The 19,972-nt window shown below is 52.3% G+C and carries 22 protein-coding genes; 8 read left to right on the top strand and 14 right to left on the bottom strand.

Annotated elements, in window-relative coordinates:
- Positions 1-4 precede the first annotated feature (4 nt).
- From HMPREF1246_RS09505 to rpsF, 8 genes are all read right to left on the bottom strand, one after another.
- Positions 5-1,120, bottom strand: a complete 1,116-nt coding sequence (locus HMPREF1246_RS09505) for an ABC transporter permease (protein WP_021737363.1) — start codon at positions 1,118-1,120, stop codon at positions 5-7.
- Positions 1,117-2,226, bottom strand: a complete 1,110-nt coding sequence (locus HMPREF1246_RS09500; RefSeq protein WP_014128042.1) for an ABC transporter permease — start codon at positions 2,224-2,226, stop codon at positions 1,117-1,119. Before HMPREF1246_RS09500 ends, HMPREF1246_RS09505 begins: the two co-directional genes overlap by 4 nt.
- Positions 2,226-3,974: an ATP-binding cassette domain-containing protein gene (locus tag HMPREF1246_RS09495; protein WP_021737372.1), complete on the bottom strand. Its 1,749-nt coding sequence runs from the start codon at positions 3,972-3,974 to the stop codon at positions 2,226-2,228. Before HMPREF1246_RS09495 ends, HMPREF1246_RS09500 begins: the two co-directional genes overlap by 1 nt.
- Positions 3,975-3,987: 13 nt before the next feature.
- On the bottom strand, positions 3,988-5,016 hold the full coding sequence (locus HMPREF1246_RS09490; protein ID WP_016459847.1) for an efflux RND transporter periplasmic adaptor subunit: 1,029 nt from the start codon (positions 5,014-5,016) through the stop codon (positions 3,988-3,990).
- A complete protein-coding gene (locus tag HMPREF1246_RS09485) occupies positions 4,997-6,595 on the bottom strand; it encodes an efflux transporter outer membrane subunit (protein ID WP_021737381.1) in 1,599 nt (532 codons plus the stop codon). Before HMPREF1246_RS09485 ends, HMPREF1246_RS09490 begins: the two co-directional genes overlap by 20 nt.
- 181 nt (positions 6,596-6,776) lie before the next feature.
- Complete coding sequence (rpsR, locus tag HMPREF1246_RS09480) at positions 6,777-7,013, bottom strand: 30S ribosomal protein S18 (RefSeq protein WP_026385409.1); 237 nt, start codon at positions 7,011-7,013, stop codon at positions 6,777-6,779.
- Between the two features lie 17 nt (positions 7,014-7,030).
- Positions 7,031-7,471, bottom strand: coding sequence for a single-stranded DNA-binding protein (locus HMPREF1246_RS09475; protein WP_035224766.1), 441 nt, complete (start codon positions 7,469-7,471; stop codon positions 7,031-7,033).
- Between the two features lie 18 nt (positions 7,472-7,489).
- Positions 7,490-7,774, bottom strand: coding sequence for a 30S ribosomal protein S6 (gene rpsF, locus HMPREF1246_RS09470; protein ID WP_009015739.1), 285 nt, complete (start codon positions 7,772-7,774; stop codon positions 7,490-7,492).
- A gap of 279 nt (positions 7,775-8,053) precedes the next feature.
- On the opposite strand from rpsF, the gene HMPREF1246_RS09465 reads away from it, so the two are divergent.
- Genes HMPREF1246_RS09465 through HMPREF1246_RS09450 form a run of 5 tightly spaced genes read left to right on the top strand, consistent with a single transcriptional unit; the run spans position 8,054 to position 11,991 of the window.
- Positions 8,054-9,208: a cysteine desulfurase family protein gene (locus HMPREF1246_RS09465; RefSeq protein ID WP_035224763.1), complete on the top strand. Its 1,155-nt coding sequence runs from the start codon at positions 8,054-8,056 to the stop codon at positions 9,206-9,208.
- Positions 9,195-9,551, top strand: a complete 357-nt coding sequence (locus HMPREF1246_RS09460) for a hypothetical protein (protein ID WP_021737375.1) — start codon at positions 9,195-9,197, stop codon at positions 9,549-9,551. Before HMPREF1246_RS09465 ends, HMPREF1246_RS09460 begins: the two co-directional genes overlap by 14 nt.
- 3 nt (positions 9,552-9,554) lie before the next feature.
- Positions 9,555-9,731 carry a hypothetical protein gene (locus HMPREF1246_RS10625; protein WP_014128038.1) on the top strand — a complete coding sequence of 59 codons (177 nt, stop codon included), beginning with the start codon at positions 9,555-9,557 and terminating at the stop codon, positions 9,729-9,731.
- Positions 9,728-10,801 (top strand): tRNA 2-thiouridine(34) synthase MnmA, encoded by a 1,074-nt coding sequence (gene mnmA / locus HMPREF1246_RS09455; protein ID WP_009015736.1) that lies wholly within the window; start codon positions 9,728-9,730, stop codon positions 10,799-10,801. The genes HMPREF1246_RS10625 and mnmA overlap by 4 nt, the downstream gene beginning before the upstream one ends.
- Complete coding sequence (locus HMPREF1246_RS09450) at positions 10,798-11,991, top strand: DNA polymerase IV (protein ID WP_009015735.1); 1,194 nt, start codon at positions 10,798-10,800, stop codon at positions 11,989-11,991. Before mnmA ends, HMPREF1246_RS09450 begins: the two co-directional genes overlap by 4 nt.
- A 37-nt stretch (positions 11,992-12,028) precedes the next feature.
- Here the strand turns inward: HMPREF1246_RS09450 and HMPREF1246_RS09445 are convergent, their stop codons facing one another.
- The 6 genes from HMPREF1246_RS09445 to HMPREF1246_RS09420 all read right to left on the bottom strand — a co-directional run bounded on the left by HMPREF1246_RS09445 (position 12,029) and on the right by HMPREF1246_RS09420 (position 16,894).
- Entirely contained in the window at positions 12,029-12,583 is a 555-nt protein-coding gene (locus tag HMPREF1246_RS09445; RefSeq protein WP_021737369.1) for a manganese efflux pump MntP family protein, read from the bottom strand.
- Positions 12,583-12,900 carry a hypothetical protein gene (locus tag HMPREF1246_RS09440; protein WP_009015733.1) on the bottom strand — a complete coding sequence of 106 codons (318 nt, stop codon included), beginning with the start codon at positions 12,898-12,900 and terminating at the stop codon, positions 12,583-12,585. Before HMPREF1246_RS09440 ends, HMPREF1246_RS09445 begins: the two co-directional genes overlap by 1 nt.
- Positions 12,901-12,965: 65 nt before the next feature.
- A complete protein-coding gene (locus HMPREF1246_RS09435; protein WP_021737365.1) occupies positions 12,966-14,201 on the bottom strand; it encodes a Xaa-Pro peptidase family protein in 1,236 nt (411 codons plus the stop codon).
- A 73-nt stretch (positions 14,202-14,274) separates the two neighbouring features.
- Complete coding sequence (gene bioA, locus HMPREF1246_RS09430) at positions 14,275-15,615, bottom strand: adenosylmethionine--8-amino-7-oxononanoate transaminase (protein WP_021737366.1); 1,341 nt, start codon at positions 15,613-15,615, stop codon at positions 14,275-14,277.
- A 15-nt stretch (positions 15,616-15,630) separates the two neighbouring features.
- Positions 15,631-16,317, bottom strand: coding sequence for a dethiobiotin synthase (bioD, locus tag HMPREF1246_RS09425; protein ID WP_009015730.1), 687 nt, complete (start codon positions 16,315-16,317; stop codon positions 15,631-15,633).
- A gap of 25 nt (positions 16,318-16,342) precedes the next feature.
- Entirely contained in the window at positions 16,343-16,894 is a 552-nt protein-coding gene (locus HMPREF1246_RS09420) for a biotin transporter BioY (protein WP_009015729.1), read from the bottom strand.
- Between the two features lie 194 nt (positions 16,895-17,088).
- On the opposite strand from HMPREF1246_RS09420, the gene larE reads away from it, so the two are divergent.
- From larE to larC, 3 genes are read left to right on the top strand one after another with little or no spacing between them, the layout of a single operon-like run.
- Positions 17,089-17,832 carry an ATP-dependent sacrificial sulfur transferase LarE gene (gene larE, locus HMPREF1246_RS09415; RefSeq protein WP_016459852.1) on the top strand — a complete coding sequence of 248 codons (744 nt, stop codon included), beginning with the start codon at positions 17,089-17,091 and terminating at the stop codon, positions 17,830-17,832.
- Positions 17,832-18,587 (top strand): nickel pincer cofactor biosynthesis protein LarB, encoded by a 756-nt coding sequence (larB, locus tag HMPREF1246_RS09410; protein ID WP_009015727.1) that lies wholly within the window; start codon positions 17,832-17,834, stop codon positions 18,585-18,587. The genes larE and larB overlap by 1 nt, the downstream gene beginning before the upstream one ends.
- On the top strand, positions 18,584-19,906 hold the full coding sequence (larC, locus tag HMPREF1246_RS09405; RefSeq protein ID WP_009015726.1) for a nickel pincer cofactor biosynthesis protein LarC: 1,323 nt from the start codon (positions 18,584-18,586) through the stop codon (positions 19,904-19,906). The genes larB and larC overlap by 4 nt, the downstream gene beginning before the upstream one ends.
- The last annotated feature ends 66 nt before the right edge of the window (positions 19,907-19,972 follow it).

Below are 19,972 nucleotides of genomic sequence, written 5' to 3'. Positions count from 1 at the left end.
TTTTTCACGTATGATGGCGGAACAAATAGCCCGCAAGGATCAAGGTCACAATAGCGACGACGGTCAGGGGCAATAAATTCCAGGAAAGACTGGTAAGGGGCAGCCCCTCCAGGTAAATGCGCCGGATGAGTTCCAGGCCAAAGCGTAGGGGATCGATATAGGTCACGGTCTGTAGGAAGACCGGCATATTCTGGATTGGCGTAATGATTCCCGAGAGAAGGGCCATAGGGACCATCATGACAATGACGTAAACGAGTACCTGCTGCATATTCTTTGAAATGGCGGAAACGCAGAGCCCAATCCCGGTAGAGCTGAGGACATAGAAGAAAACCGCGGCATAAAAATCAAGAAAGGACCCTGCAAAAGGCACCTTGAACCAGAAAAGACTGATAAAAAGCAGGATCGTACACTGGATGATGCCGACAATCATGGGTGGAACGGCTTTGCCGATGAGGATAATGGGCTCTGAAATGGGCGCCACCAAGATCTGCTCGAACGTTCCTTCTTCCCGTTCCCGGGCGACGGAAAGGCCCGAGAGCAGAAAGACCTGGGAAAAACTCAAGAGTCCAATGATGCCTGGCAGAAAGAACCACCGTGTAATCTGGTTGGGATTGAACCAAGTCCGCATTTCCAAGGCCACGGGGCTTTTGCTTCCGCTCCTTTCCTGATTGTACCGACTGATGATCTGCCCCATATGGCCTATGACCTGGCCAGCAATCACCGTGTTGCGTCCATCGGCAATAACTTGTACGGGGGCTTCCTGAGCGTGGTTCAGTCGCCTGGAAAAATCAGGAGGAATGGAAACAGCCATGACAACCTCGCCCCGGTTGATATAGTCACTGATTTCCTCGGCATTTTGAAGCGTCACAGCCCGCTGGAAAAATCCCGTTCCATCAATACGGGAAATCAGCTCAGCCGATTCCTTGCTGTGACTTAGGTCGATCACAGCATAAGGGGCTTTCTCCAAATTGTAGTTGGCTGCATAGCCAAAGAGGAAACCCAGGATGATACAGGGCACGACAATGATGAGGCGTGTCGCCTTATCCTGCCAGATGGCCAGGATTTCCTTGCGGCAGATGACGGCCAGCTGTTCCAAATAAAGCTGTATGCCTTCCATCATTCCACCTTCTTTCTGGTCATCCCAAAGGCCGCGCCAATAAAGAAGATTCCATATAAGAGCAGCAGGCCGCCCTCCTTAAGGAGAATCCCCCAATGGGTGCCGGAAAGAAAAAGGGCCCGGATGCAGGTCAAATAGTGACTGAAGGGAAGGATGGCACCGATAAGCTGGACCCCTATCGGAGTGGACCGCAAATCAAAGATAAACCCTGAAAGGACAAAGCAGGGAAGGAAGCTGATCAAAAGGGAGGACTGGCAGGCAAGGAACTGATTCTTGGTCACTTCAGAGATGACAAGCCCGATGCCAAGGGCAACCATAAGATAAATCATGGAAATCAAGATCACCATCGCAAGAGAGCCCACAAGGGGCACCTCAAAGAGGAACCGCGAGAAAAAAAGACAAAGAAAAACCCCCACCATAGCCACACAAAAATAAGGGATAATCTTGGCAAGAATCAGTTCCAAAGGACGGACGGGCGTAACAAAAAGGGATTCAAAAGTGCCCCGTTCCCACTCCCGAGCCATGACGATAGCCGTCAACATGATGCCCACAAGGGTTACTATCAGCATAATCAGCCCTGGCAGGAAAAACCAGGTACTGGAATTGGCATCATTGAACCACATGCGGGGTTCAAGGACGACCTGTGCCGATCCTGCCACTCCCTTCTGCCGCCTCAAAAAAGAAGCTATCCCGCTTTCAATATAGGTCTGGGTCGTCATGGCCGTGGCTGTTTCCACCCCATCGAGAGCGACAAAGATTTTTGCCCGGCCCTGAGAAAGCCTGGATGTGAAATCCGGCGGAATATCGATAATGACACTGGCCTTTCGATCGAGCAAGAGGGCTTCGGCTTCCTTGAAAGAGGTGACGTAAGTAGGAGAAAAATAGCGGGATCCATTCAGGAAACTCACCGCATCCTGGGCTTTAGGAGAAGGATCTTCCAAAACAACTGCCGTGGAAATATCCCGGATATCAAGGGAAATGCCATACCCGATAATCAGGATCAACGCAATGGGAAGGACAATCCCCAGCAAAAGGGAACTGGAATCGCGGGAGAGCTGGAGAAACTCTTTTTTGATCAAAGCACCCATCCGCCGCAGGAATCCATTCATCACGAGTTCTCTCCTTTCCTTCGCGCCTGTTCAACAATCGTCATAAAGATTTCATCCATATCCGCCCCCTCCTTATGGAGGGTTTGCCGGATTTCCGCAGGACTTCCAATGGCCAATAGATGGCCATTGTCCTGAATCATGAAACGGTCACAGTATTCAGCCTCTTCCATGAAATGGGTCGTAATGATGATGGTGGTTCCTCGAGCCGCTAGGGCCGTGATCTGCCGCCAAAAATTGCGCCGCGTAAGTGGGTCGATTCCCGATGTCGGTTCATCGAGAAAAAGGATCTTGGGTTCATGAAGGAGTGCGCAAGCCATGGAAAGCCGCTGCTTATATCCGCCCGGGAGGTCACCAGCCTTACGGTCAAGACAATCGGACAAGTAAAATTCATGGGTAACAGCCTCAATCCGCTGAGCCAATTTTTTAGGGCCAAGTCCATAGACGCCCCCAAAAAAGAGCAGGTTTTCCTTGACGCTCATATGGCGATACAGCGAAAATTTCTGCGCGACATACCCAATATGGGCCCTTGCCTGTGTCCGGGCCTGCCGCAGATTGACGCCCGCCACAGAAAGAAAACCGCTTGTTGCTGGCAATAGCCCGCAAAGCATCTTGAAGGTCGTTGTCTTACCCGCCCCGTTCGGCCCCAAAAGTCCAAAGATTTCTCCTTCATGGACTTCAAAGGAAGTATTGGAAACCGCTGTAAAGTCCCCAAATTTGCGGACCAGATTCTTGACAATGATATTCACGTTCCGAGGGCTGGACAGCGCTTCCTGATCAAGGGATCCACCAGCTTGGGAAAGGGGAAGAGAATCTTCTTCCGCTTTTTTCAAAAGGATCATGAAGCCATCTTCCAGCGTGGAAGGAACCGGCTCTGCCTTGATCCCGCGTTTTTCGAGATAAGGAACACCAGTCACGCCTTCCTGGAGGATAAAATGAACCTTCCCGCCGCGGGGCACGGCATCGACCACATGGTCCCGGTCATCGATGAGCTGGGCCTGCAGGAGACGGGTCGGCTGCTTTTTAGGGGATTCAAGGGCATAGCAGCGGCCCCTAGCAACCTCCGCAAGACCGTCTGGAGTCCCGCTAAAAAGAAGCTGTCCCTTGTTAAGGACATAGACCTTTTGACACAGTGCCGCTTCATTCATATAAGCGGTACTGACAAGGACGGATAAATTTTCTTCATGGACAAATTCCTGAAGGATTTCCCACAATTCCCGCCGGCTGAGGGGATCGACACCGACCGTAGGTTCATCTAGGAGCAAAAGTTCCGGCGACCGAACCAAGGTGCAGGACAGACCAAGTTTTTGTTTCATTCCGCCTGACAGATTGCCTGCAAGACGATCGGTAAAACGTTCCAAGCCCATCATGGTCAGCAGTTTATGAAACCGTTCCGGCCTTTTTTCTTTGGGCACGCCATGAAGGTCGGCATAAAGTTCCATGTTTTCCTGTATGGTCAGGTCCTCATAAAGGCCAAATTTTTGCGGCATATAGGAAATGCGGCGCTGGATTGTTTGCGCCTCTTTGACGCTGTCCAGCCCCAATACGCACAGCTTTCCTTTTGTAGGATCCATCAATCCCGCTATAAGCCGCATAAAGGTGGTTTTCCCGGCTCCATCAGGACCAATAATGGCTGTCAGCTCCCCTTTTTTCACAGTAAGATCAAGATCCTTAAGGGCTTCCACACGTTTTCCCCGTTTAAGGGAAAACGTCTTATTCAGTTCTTGGGCACGGATTATGACCTCATCCATGACGCTTCACCCTTTACAGTTTGATTTTGACCGTAGCCGGCATTCCCATGCGAAGCAGATTATCAGGGTCTTCTACATAGACCCGGACTTCATAAAGAAGGGCCGAACGCAGGTCCTTTGTTTCCACATTTTTAGGCGTAAATTCGGCTGTTCCTGAAATATAGCCTACTTGTCCCTGAATCGCGTGATTGGGGAAACTATCGATATAGACGCTGGCCTGACTGCCTTCATGAAGTTTTCCTAAATCAGATTCCTTGACATAAACGCGGACCCATTTTTTTGTGTTGAGGGAAATTCGAAAGACCGGTTTCTGCGGGGAAGCCATATCCCCCACTTCAAGGAGCCGTGAACGGATCACCCCATCTTGAGGGGCCTTGAGTTCATATTGACCGAGGGTATACTGAAGTTCTTTCAATTCCTGGGTCAGACTCTCCAGTTTGGCTTCTCCCGACGCAATGTCCTCTTTTCGGGGACCGGCCAGAGCAAGCTCATAATTGGCCTGGGCCTCATTGGCGCGGGCCGTAGCCGCGTCAAGCTTGCTTTTTACATCATCGAGGGATTCATCACTGATTGAGCGGCCCTGGGACGCATCGTAAGCCGCTTGCTTGCGTTCATATTCACGTTGGAGAAAATCTCGATTCGCCGCTGTTTCCTGGGCTTTGGCAACAGCCTGATCAAGTTCCTGCCTGCGGGTCCCATTATGCAGCTTATCCACAACGGCCTGTTGGGCTGCCACTTGGGCTTCCGCAATTTTCACCTTATATTGGAGCGCATCCGAATCAAGACGGGCAAGGACCTGGTCTTTCTTGACCGCATCCCCTTCCTCGACCAGGATTTCAGCAATGCGGTCACTGTTCTTGAACGCAAGGGAAACTTCCCTCAGATCGACATTTCCATTGAGGGTCAGCGTCTGGGCAGCCAGTTTCGCTTCATGCCGCTCATATAAGGTCACACCGCCACCAATGATAAAAAGGGCAGCAAGGATTCCTATAGCGGCCTTTCCGGCCTTTTTCCCCCAAAGGCTATTGATGAATTCTTTCATGAGCCTCGTTTCCTTTCTCTTCATACGGTCCGCCGTCTGTCAGCGCCGACTGATGACGCTTGACAGCGCTCCCGTTTCCTTCCTCAAGCGGTCCCCAACCACCTCCAAGGGCCTTGAAAAGGGAAATCAAGGAAGACAGTTCCTTTCCCTTAGAGACCGTATATTTCTGGTCAGCCTGCAGATAGGCCCGCTGGGCATCCAGCACATCCAGATAGGTCCCCAGCCCGCTGTGATAGTTATGGCGGACCAGTTCATAGGCCTTATGGGAAGCGGCCCGTCCTTTCTGGAGTGTCAGGGCGGCAGCATGATCTTCAGCAATGGCAGCCATGGACGATCTGACTTCCCCCGCTGCTTTGAGGACCATCTTTTCATAAAGGGCTTTCTTTTCCTTTTCCGCGGCCTTTTGGACAGCTACATTCTTTTTGAGGGCTCCGCCATAAAACAGAGGATAGGAAATCTGGGGAACCAGGGAAAATCCCTGACTGCCGGCTGAGAAAAGCCCCCCGCCAAGGGTCGCAAAGCCAAGCAGCCCTAGGATGGAAAATTTAGGTTTCAGTGCGGCCCGTGCTTCATCAGTCCGGGCTATCTGAGCCGCCCAAGCGCGTTCAGCGGCATGGATATCCGGCCGCTGCCTCAACAGGTCCGCCGGAATGGCCCCATAAAGACGTGCATCAATATCGGGAAGCGGCTGAGGTGTCCGCAGCTTCTGGTCAAGAAAGCCCGGGACAGTGCCGGTCAAAAGGGCAATCCGCGAAAGGGTGCCGGCAATTTCCTTATCGAGGGCGGGCAATTGGGAACGGGTACTATAGAGGGTATATTCCGACTGCTGAAGGGGCACATCGGAAAGAAGCCCCGCCTTGCGGTTGACCTGCAGCAATTCCAAGGTTTCTTCCTCACTGGCAATGTGGGATGCCGTAACCATCCGCTCTGCCTGCAAAGTCCGCAGGGTGATGTAGTTTAAAGCCAGTTCAGCCGATAAACTGACCCACACTTCATATAGTTTGGCGTTTTGGGCCTGAAGGGTATCGGAAGCTGCCCGCACCTTGGCTTTTGTCCTTCCAAAAACGTCTAGTTCCCACGACGCGTCAATCCCGGCAAAGGATCCGTCTGTCTGCGGGTCAATCCCCATCTGGTCCCGTACAGGACCTTCGGGAAGCACCCCGTCAACCACGTGATCCGGCACGTTTCCCCGCATCCATCCCCCATTCAGATTAATCCAGGGAAGCCGGGCAGACTCTGCGATCCCAACTTGGGCCCGAGCTTCAGAAAGCCGGGAACGGGCGGCTTCAAGATCTTTATTGTTCTCAAGGGCCAAAGAAATGAGTTCTGTCAGCGTGTCATCATGGAAGAGTTCCCACCAGCTAGCCAGCTGTTGCTGCGATAGCGAAGCATCCACGTCATCCCGGACGTACGGGTTCCCATAAGACGTCGCCAAATCGATCCAAGAAGGATCCTTTTGCCCCGCCGCTCCAGAAAAAGTCTGCGGAGCGGATTTGGCCGCTGAGGCAAGGGCCGGAGCAAAGGACCCTACAAGCCAAAGAAAAGACAGGCCAAGGGATGTCTGTTGAAGGAAGTTCACCCCATCCACCTCCCACCAATTAAAAAAATGATATATTATCAACAATTATCTATTCAAAGTATAGGGTTTTATGTAAAGAAATTCAAGGTGGAGTCTCTTTTCTTCTTTCAGCCAAGGCATAGGCACAGAAAAAAGGGCTGTACAATGAAGCAACGCTTCATTGTACAGCCCTTTAAGCTCCTTATTCTGCCGTAAACGGCAGCAGAGCAACGTTTCTGGCGCGCTTGATAGCAATCGTCAGCTGACGCTGATGCTTTGCGCAGGTACCGGTAATGCGGCGCGGCAGGATCTTGCCACGTTCGGTGATGAACTTGCGCAGTTTTGCGACATCCTTGTAGTCGATTTCTTCGACTTTATCAACGCAGAAGGAGCAGACCTTTCTTCTCGGTCTTCTGTTTCCGCGGTCACGCTTGTTAATCATGTATTTCCCTCCTATCAGAATGGGATTTCTTCGTCAAAACCCATGGGAGAGCCAAAGCTTTCCATGCCCCCTTGGTTCTGGGCATTTCCGCTCTGGGAAGGCGCGCTGCCTTGAGAAGAAGGAGCCGGGGAACCCGAACCCTTTCTTTCAATGAATTCAACCCGATCTGCGATGACTTCCGTGACCCAATGACGGTTCCCGTCCTTGTCATCATAGGAACGGATCTGCAGGCGTCCTTCCACGAGGGCCCTTTGTCCCTTGAGTAAGCTGTTCCCACATAATTCAGCGGTTTTATTCCAAGTTACGATGTTGATAAAATCCGCTTCGCGCTGGCCGTTCTTCGCAGTAAAGGGACGGTCCACCGCCAGAGTAAAGGTGCAGACGGTACGTTCCGTAGGAGTTACCCGTACTTCCGGATCGCGTACGAGCCGGCCTAACAAAAATATCCTATTCATACACCAAATCCTCCTTGCTTACTCGCCCTTGCGGATGATCATGTGACGCAGAATTTCGTCGGTAATCTTCATCACGCGGTCCAATTCCTTAACGGCGGCAGGTTCAGCACTGAAAGTGGTCAATACATACAAGCCATCTTGGATGTCCTGGATGGGATAAGCCAGGTGCTTTTTGCCCCACTTATCGGTCTTTTCGATAGTGGCGCCGTTAGCCGTCAGAAGGTCGTCGAATTTCTTTACGACAGCGCTATAAGCTTCCTCTTCAACCGGCTTTACGATGTACATGACTTCGTAGTTATTCACGAAATCACCTCCTCCTTTGGATTTGCTTCCCTACGATGGGAGCAGAAGAAGTATATACTTTCATATATACAGCTTGACTATTTTACCATGCTTCATGAAACATTTCAAGAACTTTTCCATGGCATTTTTTCTAGGAAAATGGCCGTTTCTTGCCATCTGATTGTCCCTTTGGCAAAGGGGCAGTACCTAGAACAGCCACTTTGGTGTATAATAAGGAAACCAAAAACCGGGATCCTTCCCTTTCAAGGAAGTTTTTCCCCTGAAAAAAGGAGTTCCATCATGTTCTACTATTTGGATCAAGCGGCCACCACCGCCCTTTATCCCGAAGCCCTCAAGGCGATGATGCCCTATCTTACAGAAGCTTACGGCAATCCTTCAAGCCAGCATCCCAAGGGGCAGGAAGCGGCCCGCGCCCTTATTATGGCACGGGAACAGGCAGCCCGCGCCCTATCCGTCCACCCGTCAGAAATCACCTTTACGGGCGGCGGCAGCGAAAGCGACAACCAGGCCTTGATTACAGGGGCCCATATAGGCGCCCAAAAAGGAAAGCGTCATCTTATTTCCACCGTCATGGAGCATCATGCCGTGCTCCACAGTCTGAGGCGCCTCAAGGAAGAAGGCTTTGAGGTCACGCTGCTTCCCATTTCAAAAGATGGATTCGTCAGTCCCGAAAGTGTCAAAAAAGCCCTGCGCCCAGATACGGCCCTCGTCAGCGTCATGGCGGCCAATAACGAGATTGGCACCATCCAGCCCATCGAGGCCATAGGGACCCTGTGCCATGAAAAAGGCGTTCTCTTTCATACGGATGCCGTACAAGGGGCGGCCCATATGGACCTTGATTTTACAAAAGGGGTCATTGACATGGCGTCTTTTTCAGCCCATAAGTTCCATGGACCCAAAGGTGTTGGAATCTTATATGCAAGGCAGGGCATCGAGCTTGAAAGCCTCATCGAAGGCGGGGCCCAGGAACGGGGCAAACGGGCGGGAACAGAAAATATCCCGGCCATTGTCGGTATGGCCGCAGCCCTTGAAAAAGCCATGCAGGAAAAGGCTGCGGAAAGCGCTCGCATCCGGTCCCTCAAAGAGCGTCTGCGGAAAAAACTGCTGGCCCTTAAAGGCGTGCGGCAAAACGGCGCCCTTTCTCCCAGCCTTCCAGGAACGCTCAACATGACCTTTGACAGCGCCCCATCAGAAGCCCTCCTGCCCCTATTGGGCATGGACGGCATCTGTGTTTCGGCAGGCTCCGCCTGTGCTTCCGGCTCACCGGAACCTTCCCATGTGCTTCTTGCCTTGGGGCTTTCAGCCAAACAGGCCCGCTCGTCCATCCGGTTCAGTCTTGGTGCAGACCTTGACGAAAAAGACATCGATACCATTGCGGAAATTGTCATCGGTCACGTTACGGCCCTACGAAACCTGCACCATGCTGACCAATAAGGAAATACAAATCTATGGTCCCCTTCAAAAGCTAAAGATTCTCTATGAGGGTTTCCCTCATCCGCCCATCGTGACCCTTGACGAAGGCCTTGCCCTTGCGGAAACCATGAAGGCTGTGGCGGTAAAAGATCTTTTTGGGGAGGCACCCAAAAAGAAGCTGTTCTTCCTGTTTCTCCTTGCTGAAGGAGAGTTCTTTACAGGAAAAGCCCTTCAAGAAACGCTTGGAGCAGGACATCTTACTTTTGGAGATAAAAAGATAAAAAGGCTCTTTCCCGTCTCCTTTGCTGTGAAAAAGGGGCTGTATCGGCCTTGGAACTGCTTTTTGATACGAAACAAGCCGTAACACTTGCTCATTTCCCGTATCCTCTTATCGAAAAAGGACCTAATCTTCCATCCCTTCCGTAATGATAAGTCCCTCAAGATTGCCGCAAAGGACCTTATTAGCCGATTCTGGCCCACTATGGGTCACATTCCCCGCATCATCGATGCGTCAATTATAGATGCCAAGGAGGAATCCCTATGAAAGCACTCATCGCCATGAGCGGCGGCGTTGATTCATCCGTAGCCGCAAAACTTATGCTTGATCAAGGATATGAATGTGTAGGCTGCACCATGAAGCTCTACAACAACCCCGATGCCGGCTGCAGCAGCAAGACCTGCTGCAGCATCCGGGATGTGGAAGACGCCCGCAGCGTCGCTGTCCGTCTGGGCATGCCTTATTTTGTCTTTAACTACATGGACGAATTCCGCCGGGATGTCATGGAAACCTTCGCCCGTTCCTACACCCTCGGGAAAACACCAAATCCCTGCATTGACTGCAACAAGTTCCTGAAATTTGGCGCCCTATACGAACGGGCAAAGGAACTGGGCTGCGACACCATCGTCACCGGTCATTACGCCCGCATACGGAAACGCAATGGCTGCTATGAACTGCTCCGCGCCAAAGATCCAAAAAAAGACCAGAGCTATGTCCTGTATAACCTCACGCAGGAACAGCTCGCCCACACGCAGTTTCCTTTGGGCGACTATGAAAAGACCCATACCCGGGAAATTGCCGAAGAAAGCGGCTTCATCAATTCCCACAAGCCTGACAGCCAGGACATTTGCTTTGTGCCCAACGGAACTTATACAGAGGCCGTACAGCGCATCCTTTCCTATGAGCCCCAACCAGGTCCTTTCCTCACCTTGGACGGGAAGGAAATCGGCACACATAAAGGCATTATCTACTATACCATTGGACAGCACAAGAAGCTGGGACTTCCCCAACCCGATGGACCGCTTTATGTCATAGCCATCGATCCTAAGAAAAACGCGGTCATTGTAGGTCCTTCACAGGCTCTTTTCCGCCGCGATGCAGCCGTAAAGGAAGCCAACTGGATTTCCGGCAAGGTCCCGGACGCACCTTTTGCCTGCCTTGTCAAGGTCCGTTATCGACAGGAAGCGCAGCCGGCCATCGTCACCCCGACCGGATCCGATACCTTCTCCATCCTTTTTGACGAGCCCCAGCGCGCCATTACACCAGGGCAGTCCGCTGTCCTCTATGGCCTTGGTGATGAAACAGACGTCGTTATAGGCGGCGGGATTCTCCAATGAAACCCGTTTCTTCCAACAGACCACGCTGGATCATGCACGTTGATATGGACGCATTCTTTGCCTCCGTTGAGCAGCTGGATCATCCAGAATACCGCAACAGACCCGTCATCGTCGGCGGGCTTTCCGGAAGGGGCGTTGTCTCCACGGCCTCTTATGAAGCCCGGCGCTTTGGTGTCCACTCGGCCATGCCCATGAAGGAAGCCCTGGAGCGGTGCCCTAAGGGCATCTTTGTCGAAGGCCGCTATGGAAGATACTTGGAACTGTCCCAAAAGATCCGTCAAATCTTCCATGAATTTTCTCCCCTTGTGGAACCGCTTTCCATTGACGAGGCTTTTTTGGACCTAACAGGCATGGAACGCCTTGTAGGTGACATCCCCGCCCTTGGCCTCCGCATCAAGGAACGCATCAAAAAGGAAACGGGCCTTACAGCATCTGTTGGCCTTGCTCCCAATAAGTTCCTCGCAAAACTCGCCAGCGACCTCAAAAAACCCAATGGTCTTGTCATCATCCGGCAGAGCGAGGCAGCCTCACGCATCGCCCCTCTTCCGATTTCCCGCATCTTCGGCATTGGAGCAAGGTCCGCCTCCCTTTTAACGCGCTTTGGCATCAGGACCATCGGGGACCTTGCCGCCTGTGACGCGTCCTTTCTTTCCCCCCTTTTCGGGAAAAATACGGAAACCATCCTACGCTTTGCCCACGGTCTTGACAACCGTCCCGTCATTCCTGATGAAAAGCGTCAATCCCTTGGCCGGGAACTGACCTTTGAAAAAGACCTGCGAGATCATGCAGTCATCCTGGAAATCCTTTGGAACCTCTCCCAAGAAGTGGGCTTTCGTCTTCGAAGTGCTGGCCTTTCCGGATATACGGTCACGCTAAAGATGAAGACACAGGATTTCAAGGTCCATACGAGAAGCCTTTCCTCTGACCTGCCCCTGCAGCTGGATGAAGAAATCATGGAACGCGTCAAGATCCTGACCCGCAGGAACCCCCTACGGGATCCTGTAAGGCTCCTTGGCGTAACCGTGAGCCACTTGGTCCCACAGGAAAGTTCTGAGCAAAATCTCTTTTCCAAAAGCGACCGCAATACCCAGCGAAGCCTTGCTGTGGATGCCCTGAAGAAACGATTTGGGGAAACCATCATCAAAAAAGGGGCCCCTCCCATCCCCTATAAAAAAAGCCACGATCTTTGAACGCACTCAAGCGTCCAGATCGTGGTTTTTCAATCTCTCAAAAAAAGTAATGGCCAAGGAGACTCTTTATCCCTAAGCCGACAAGTACAAGGCCGCCCATCAATTCCGCTTTGGCTTTTCCTTTCATTCCAATATAGGATCCAAAAACACAGCCCATAAAGGATAAACAAAAGGTGATTGTCCCAATTTCAAGGACCGTAGGTCCAATGTCGAGCCCTTCAAAGGCAAAGCCCACACCGACGCCCAAGGCATCGATGCTGGTAGCAACCGCAAGGCCCAACATCGTCAAGGGTCCTGTAATGACCTTGCAGGAGACTTCTTCATGTGCCTCCTTAATCATTCCAATGCCAATCCAGGAAAGGATCAAGAAAATGATCCAGTGGGCATAGGCATCTACCCAAGCGGCAAAATACAGGCCCAAATGATAACCTAAAAAAGGCATCAAAGCCTGAAAGATACCAAACCAAGCCCCGTACTGAAGGCCGCCCCTAAATTTCCGATCCTCGGCAAGGCGCATGCCGCCGCAGACAGAAACTGCAAAAGCATCCATCGACAGGGATACAGCAATGAGAAAAATCGTCACTGCTGTCATCAGCGGCGTTTCCCGTAAAGGGCCTCATATACCACCATGGTCAGTGCCCGAAGGACCTTCAGTTCCTTTTCATTGTGGCGTTTATCCTCACTCATCTTGCCAAAGATAGGCAGGCTCACCTTCATCATCTGTTTGGTGATCCCGTGCTGCCGGACGCCGCCAGCCATGACGGATTGACCGATTCCGTCCAGGACGGTAAGGGCCATGCGTTTTTCCCGGCCTTCCAGTTTGGTGTTGCCCAGGATCTGTTTCTTAATGACTTCCTGTTGTTCCTGGAAATCCTCTTTTGTCAGGATATAGGTTTCTTCATCTGCCATAAGGCTCCCCCCTCAGGTTGGACTCATGCCCTATATTGTATCACGGAGTGTCCTTTTTGGCGAGTTCATTTGATGACAGCAAGGGGAACCGGGCCGCCCGTAAGGCAAATAGGCCCATCCTTCCCAATGAAATAGGTATTTTCCGTGCCCACCATGCCAATACCGGGAAGGCCAATCTTCGGTTCCACGGCAAGGACCATGTTCTCCTTGACCATATCCTTCACACCGTGAGTGATGACGGGGGTCTCATCCATAACAAGACCGATGCTGTGGCCCAAGAAACGGCCGCCATTCATGAAATACGGTTCGTAGGCTGGATCAAAATGTGCCATGACCGTATCATAGACATCGCCAAAAACAGCTCCGGGCTTCAAAAGGGAAACGGTTTCCTTTTCAAGGGCCAGACAGTAGGCATAGGCCTTCAGGATCTTTTCGCGGTCAGGATCCAGATTCAGGTCCCCATAGTAATAGACCACGGTCTTATCCGTATTGTAGCCATCGACCCCGCAGGAAATATCAAGATAGACAAGGCGACCCCGTTTAAAGAGACGGAAGGCCGACCCAATGCTCTGGACAGCCACGCAGGTTCCGCCCGTACCGCCGGGACCGTCAAAGGCCGTACGGACAAGGGCACTTTTCCCAAAAGAGGCCAGCCCAATGACATCTTCCCCGGTCGGTCGATTGGTCCGGGCCACACCATGGCTTCCCAGAAGGAGCATCTTGAGATAAAGACGGACGGCCAGTTCCGCCTCGCTGATGCCTTCGTGAAGGAAGGGGGCCACATCATGGATCAGAACCTGTTCGTGGATGCGTCCCGCCCGCGTCAAAAGTTCCAGTTCATAATCACTCTTGATGCTGCGCAGCTGCGCAAGGACAGGGGTCAGGTCCCGCTGCTGCTTCATGGGAAAATACTTCTGGAAGAATCCCAGCCATTCAAGGCTGGTATGCTTGTTATCCAAATAGATGACAGACGGTATATCTTTTCCGTAAAACTCTGCTGGCTGGCGAAAACTGTGCATGCGGCGAAGCATGGATTCCGGCAGGAGAGATTCATTTTTGGCCCGGGCAAGGCTCCGCCGAACCCAGAGGATGGCATCCTCCGGCCGGATGATGAAGGCCCCATCCTGCATGGTTCCCGCAAAATAATACATATCGATTTTATCCGTAATGACCGCCATTTTCCATGCCGGGTCGCGTTCTGTCATAACGCGGCGGAAAGAATCCAGACGGTTTGTCAGTTCCTTTAGGGGGACACGACGCAGCTCATCACTCATAAAGGCATCATGTTCAAGGATGGCCATTTTCCATCAGCTCCTTTTTTTACAAGGGTACGGCCCTTATTATAGGAGCTTGAGCCAAAGAGTGCAATGCCTCTTAAGAAAGGCTTTGGAGTACGTCTTCAAGGACATCCAGGGCAAAAGTCAGCTCTTCCCGGGAAATCGTAAGGGGCGGATTGAAATAGAGCACATCTCCCAAAGGCCGCAGCAAAAGCCCCTTGAAAAGCGCTTTCTGATAAAGTTCATAGCCCATGCGGCGGGAAGGATCATACGGCGTCTTCTTCTTTTTATCCGCCACCAGTTCCAAGGCATGGATCAGTCCGATATGCCGGATTTCCCCGACATGGGGATGTTCCCCTACGCGCTGGGTAAGCTGCTCCGTAAGCCAGGGAGCAAGGGTTTGGGCCTTTTTGAGGACACCATGGTCCATAAGTTCATCCAAGACGCCATGAGCCGCCGCGCAGCCCAAAGGATTTCCTGCATACGTGTGGCTGTGGACAAAAGCCTTGTGCTCGCTGTAATCCGCATAAAAAGCATTGTAGACAGCATCCGTCGTGAGCGTGATGGACATAGGCAGATAACCGCCGGTAAGTCCTTTGGAAACGGTCATGATATCCGGCGTGATTCCTGCATGGTCACAGGCAAATAGTTTTCCCGTCCGGCCAAATCCCGTGGCAATTTCATCACAGATAAGAAGCACATTATAGGCATCGCACAGCGCCCGCAGTTTTTTCAGATACACGGCCGGATAAACGCGCATACCGGCGCAGCCCTGCAGGAGTGGTTCCACGATGAGGGCACAGGTTTCCTTGGCAGATTGGGCAAAGGTTTCCTCCGCGTACTGGATGCAGTCTCCCTGGCAGTTTTCCCGCGTCTTATGAAAAGGACAGCGGTAGCAGTCCGGGGCCTTTACATGGATATTATCCATCATCATGGGCTGATAGAGCCTTGCAAATTGATCCATGCTCCCTACGGAAAGGGCCCCGATGGTCTCGCCGTGATACCCATCGGAAAGGCACATGAAGCGGGTCCGTTCACCGTGGCCTGTCTGGAGTTGATACTGGAAGGCAATCTTGAGGGCGGCCTCAACCGAGGAAGATCCATTATCGTTGAAATGGAATTTTGTCAGCCCCTTAGGCAAAAGGGGCAGGAGCCTTTCTGTAAGGGTAATGGCCGCTTCATGGGTGCAGCCGGCAAAGATCACATGTTCGAGCTTTTCCAGTTGGGCCTTGATGCGTTCATTGATGACGGGGTTGCCATGCCCCAGGAGATTGGCCCACCAGGAACTGATGATATCAAGATAGGCCTTCCCCTTTTCATCATAGAGCCAGGCCCCTTTTGCGTGATCCACAAAAAGGGGCGGCAGGCTTTCATAATCTTTCATTTGGGAGCAGGGATGCCAGATATGAGCAAGATCCCGCTGCTGATAATCATTCATGGAATAGCTCCTTTCTTATTCGTATAGGGCGGCAAGGCGGTCTGCAGACAAGGAAAGATCCCTATCGCCGTCCTTGATGCCGGCAAGGATGGGAAGCCCCGTGAGCGCCTCTGTCATGGCCCAATTATCTTGCTGCATGGGATCGGTCTCATCCCAATGGTTAAAGAAGAACCCTTTTGCACGGATTCCCCGTTCCTTCAGATAACGCGCCGTAAGAACCGACGCATTGATGGTTCCAAGACCTGCGTCCGCCACAATGACGCAAGGGAGCTTCAAGGCAAGGATTACATCTTCGAGCAGCAGCCGCTTTTCCGATTCCCAAGAAAGAGGGCAAATAATGCCGCCGCTGCCTTCCATAGTCAGATAGTCATGACGGGCCAAATGGCGGGCGTAATCTTCCTGGATCCTTGTAAGGTCAATGGAATCCTTATTCCAGCGGGAGGCCAAATGAGGTGATACGGCCTCTTTGTAGATATAGGTCACAAGATCCCCCGCCGCTTCGGAAAGCCCGGCCGCCATTTTCACAAACTGGGCATCGCCGGGAATCAGTCCCCCGTCTTTTCCTGTTTCGGCTCCGCTCAGGGCCGCTTTATAATAGCTTCCGTCATACCCATGCTCCCTCAGTTTCTTCACCATGAGGGCTGTGACGAAAGTTTTTCCCACATCCGTTCCTGTACCTGTAACAAACAATCCTCTTCCCATGTTCTTCCTTCTTTCTTTTCCTTTTTTACTTGATCCAAAGACCGATCCGGTAGGCCCGCTCCCCAATAAGGGCGGCCACGGCACAAATGACAAGGTCGGGGACAATCTGCAGCACCGCACAGTACCAAAGCATGACACCGAAAGTCATGGTGCTTTGCAGCAAATATCGGCTCACTGCATAAAAATAAGCGATGCCTACGGTGTAAACAATGACAAGGCCGATGAGATGCGCTGTCAGCTGCTTTTTGAACGTAATCGGGCCGCTGCGCCGGATGTACGTTCCCCCAACATAAGCCTGAAGCATGAAAGCCACAAGATAGCCGAAAGTCGGCTGCAGGATGTAGCTGGGGCCGCCCCCTGAAGCAAAGACTGGCAGACCAACAAGGCCCATCACCGTATAGGTCAGGACAGCAAGCGCCCCTAAGCGGCCGCCTAGCAAGGCGCCGGCAAGAAGGGTGGCTAAAAACTGTAGGGTATAGACCGTTGAGCCAAGAGGAATACGGATAATGGCACCGATGGCAATAAGCGCTACAAAGAGGCTCGAGAGGACGAGTTCACGTAGATTTCTTGTTTGCATGGTTTCACCTCGATTCGAAATCCTTTTTACTCTACGGCGCCGCCAGCCTTTAGTCAACCTAGCATTTTACTATGGTTAACGCATTAATTGATAGAGGGCCTGTCTAAAAAAATTCACGCTTCTTTTTTCCTGAAATCCAGCTCATCAATGATATAATGGGGACAGAAAAAAGTCCTTAAAAAGGAGTGATTCCCATGGACCTCAAAGCCTTTTTTGAGGCACATCCCCGAGTTGCCATTGCCTTTTCAGGCGGTGTGGACTCTACCTATCTTGTGACAGCCGCGGCCCAGTATGCCCAGTCTGTCCATGCCTATACGATTGATTCCGCTTTTGTCCCCCGCTTTGAGCTGGAAGGGGCCAAAGCGCTGACAAAAAAGATTGGCATTACTCACACGCTCCTTCCCATTGATGTCCTGCAAAATGAAACCGTTGTCCAAAATCCGAAAGACCGCTGTTACTTTTGCAAGAAAGCCGTTTTTTCCACCATTTGGAAAGCCGCCAAAAAAGACGGCTACAATCTTCTCCTTGACGGCACAAACGCCTCCGATGACGCTTCCGATCGGCCGGGCATGAAAGCCCTTGCAGAACTGGACGTCCTTTCACCCCTGCGCCTGTGCGGCCTTACCAAATCCTTGATCCGGGAAAGAAGCAGGGCCCTAGGGCTTCCCACCTGGAACAAGCCCTCCTATGCCTGCCTTGCCACGCGGATTCCCACAGGGGAACCCATTACGAAAGAAAAATTGGAACGGACTGAATGGGCGGAGACCTACCTCATGGGCCTTGGGCTTTCCGATTTTCGGGTCCGGCTCTTTGCTGACTGTGCCAAGCTGCAGGTAAAGGAAGCTCAGATCCCGCTGCTCTTACAGCACAGGGAGGATATCCTTGCCGTGCTCCGAACCCGCTATGACGGGGTCTTCCTGGATTTGGAGGTGCGCTGATGGCTGCCCTTGAAAAGATTCTTCAGCAAGTCAAGGAAGGAACCCTGTCCATTGAAGAGGCCTCCCTCAGCCTGCGCAAGGCACCCTTTGTCGATTTGGGCTATGCCCAAGTTGATACGCAGCGGGGCCAGCGACAAGGGATTCCGGAAGTCATCTACGGAGCCGGAAAAACCGCCGCGCAGATTGAAGGCATTGCCCAAGTCCTCAAAAAGGAAAGTGACAGTCCTGTCCTCATTACCCGCCTGTCCCAAGAAAAAGCCGAACAGATTCAAAAGACCCTGCCCCTCCATTACGAAGCGACGGGACGCATAGGCATCCTAGGTTCTTTTCCCGAGCCAACGGGGCATGGAACCATCCTGATCCTTTCAGCCGGAACCAGTGACCTTGCCGTAGCTGAAGAGGCACGCCTCACAGCCCTCGCGCTCGGAAACCGGGTCAAAGCCATCCAGGATGTGGGCGTTGCCGGTCTCCACCGCCTTCTTAGCCATCTCGATGACTTGATGGAAGCCTCCGTCATCATTGCCATTGCGGGCATGGAGGGCGCGCTTGCCAGCGTTGTCGGCGGCCTTGTCCGCTGTCCCGTCATTGCCGTCCCCACCAGCGTTGGCTATGGAGCTAACTTCAAGGGCGTCACGGCCCTTTGTGCCATGCTGACAAGCTGTGCCAGCGGCGTGTCCGTCGTCAATATCGACAATGGATTTGGTGCCGCCTACCAGGCCCACCTCATCAACCATGTGAAAGGAACAAACTCATGAAACTGCTCTATTTTGACTGCTCTATGGGAGCTGCCGGTGATATGATCACAGCTTCCCTCCTTTCCCTTTATCCCCATCCAGAGGAAATCCTTCCCCGCCTGAATGCCATAGGCATCCCCAACGTTACCTATACCCTTCTTCGAGGGGAAAACTGCGGAATTTCCGGACTCATGATGCGTGTCCTAATCGGTGGCAAGGAGGAAAAGACCCTCGATGTCCTGGACCATGAAGCCCTTGCGGGCCTTTCTCCTACGGGCCCTGTACCAACCGGGGACGCAGGGCATCACGAGCACCACCATGAACATACACACCATCATGAACACAGGGAACCTGGGCATCACGACCATCACCATTCCCATCATAACCTGTCCGATATCAAAGCCATTGTAAAGGACCTTCATTTGACAGATTCCGTCAAGGCCGATGTCCTTGCTGTCTATGATGCCCTTGCCGAAGCTGAAAGTCGGGCCCATCAAAAACCAGTCTCGGAGATTCATTTCCATGAAGTCGGAAACCTTGACGCCATTGCCGATATTGCGGCGGCCTGCTACCTCATCCATGATCTGGCGCCTGAAAAGATCATGGCCTCTCCCATCCACATTGGCTCTGGCTTCGTCCATTGCGCCCACGGCATCCTTCCCGTACCGGCGCCGGCCACGGGCTACCTGCTCGAAGGGATTCCCATCTACGGCGGGACCATTCAAGGGGAACTATGCACACCGACAGGAGCAGCCATCCTGAAGCATTTCGTTCAACACTTTGGTCCCCTTCCCGTCATGACCACAAAAGCCATTGGCTATGGACTCGGCCACAAGGTCTATCCCGTGGCCAATGTACTCCGTACCCTTTTGGGAGAAACGGGGGAAAAGGTCCGCAGCTTATGGCATCTTACCTGCCAAATTGATGATATGACAGGCGAGGAAGCTGCGTTTGCCATGGAAGCATGCCGCAAAAACGGGGCTCTTGACGCCTACATGACTCCCATCTACATGAAAAAATCCCGCCCCGCCCTTGCCCTGACGGTCCTTTGTGAAGAAACGGACAAGGCTGCCCTTGTTCGGACCCTCTTTGCCCACACCTCTACCTTGGGCGTCCGGGAATATCCTTTTTCCCGCTACGAAATGGAGCGTTCCACCTATTCTATTTCTGTTGAAGGAAAGCAAATTCATATCAAACGGGCTTCCGGCTACGGTATATCGCGAGAAAAGGCAGAATATGAGGACCTGTCACAGCTTGCCGCAACTGAGGGAATTTCTCTTCGGCAGGCCAGGGAACGGGTACAGCAGGCTTTATGGCTGGCGCGTCAAACAGCAAAATAACGGCTTGTACTAAAAAGCAAAAAAGCTGCGGAGCAAACGACTCCGCAGCTTTTTGTCAAGAATAAG

The sequence above is a fragment of the Acidaminococcus sp. BV3L6 genome (assembly GCF_000468835.1).
GTDB lineage: Bacteria > Bacillota > Negativicutes > Acidaminococcales > Acidaminococcaceae > Acidaminococcus > Acidaminococcus intestini.
The sequence above is the reverse complement of the archived record's forward strand: the minus strand, read 5'-3'. Positions and strand labels throughout refer to the sequence as shown.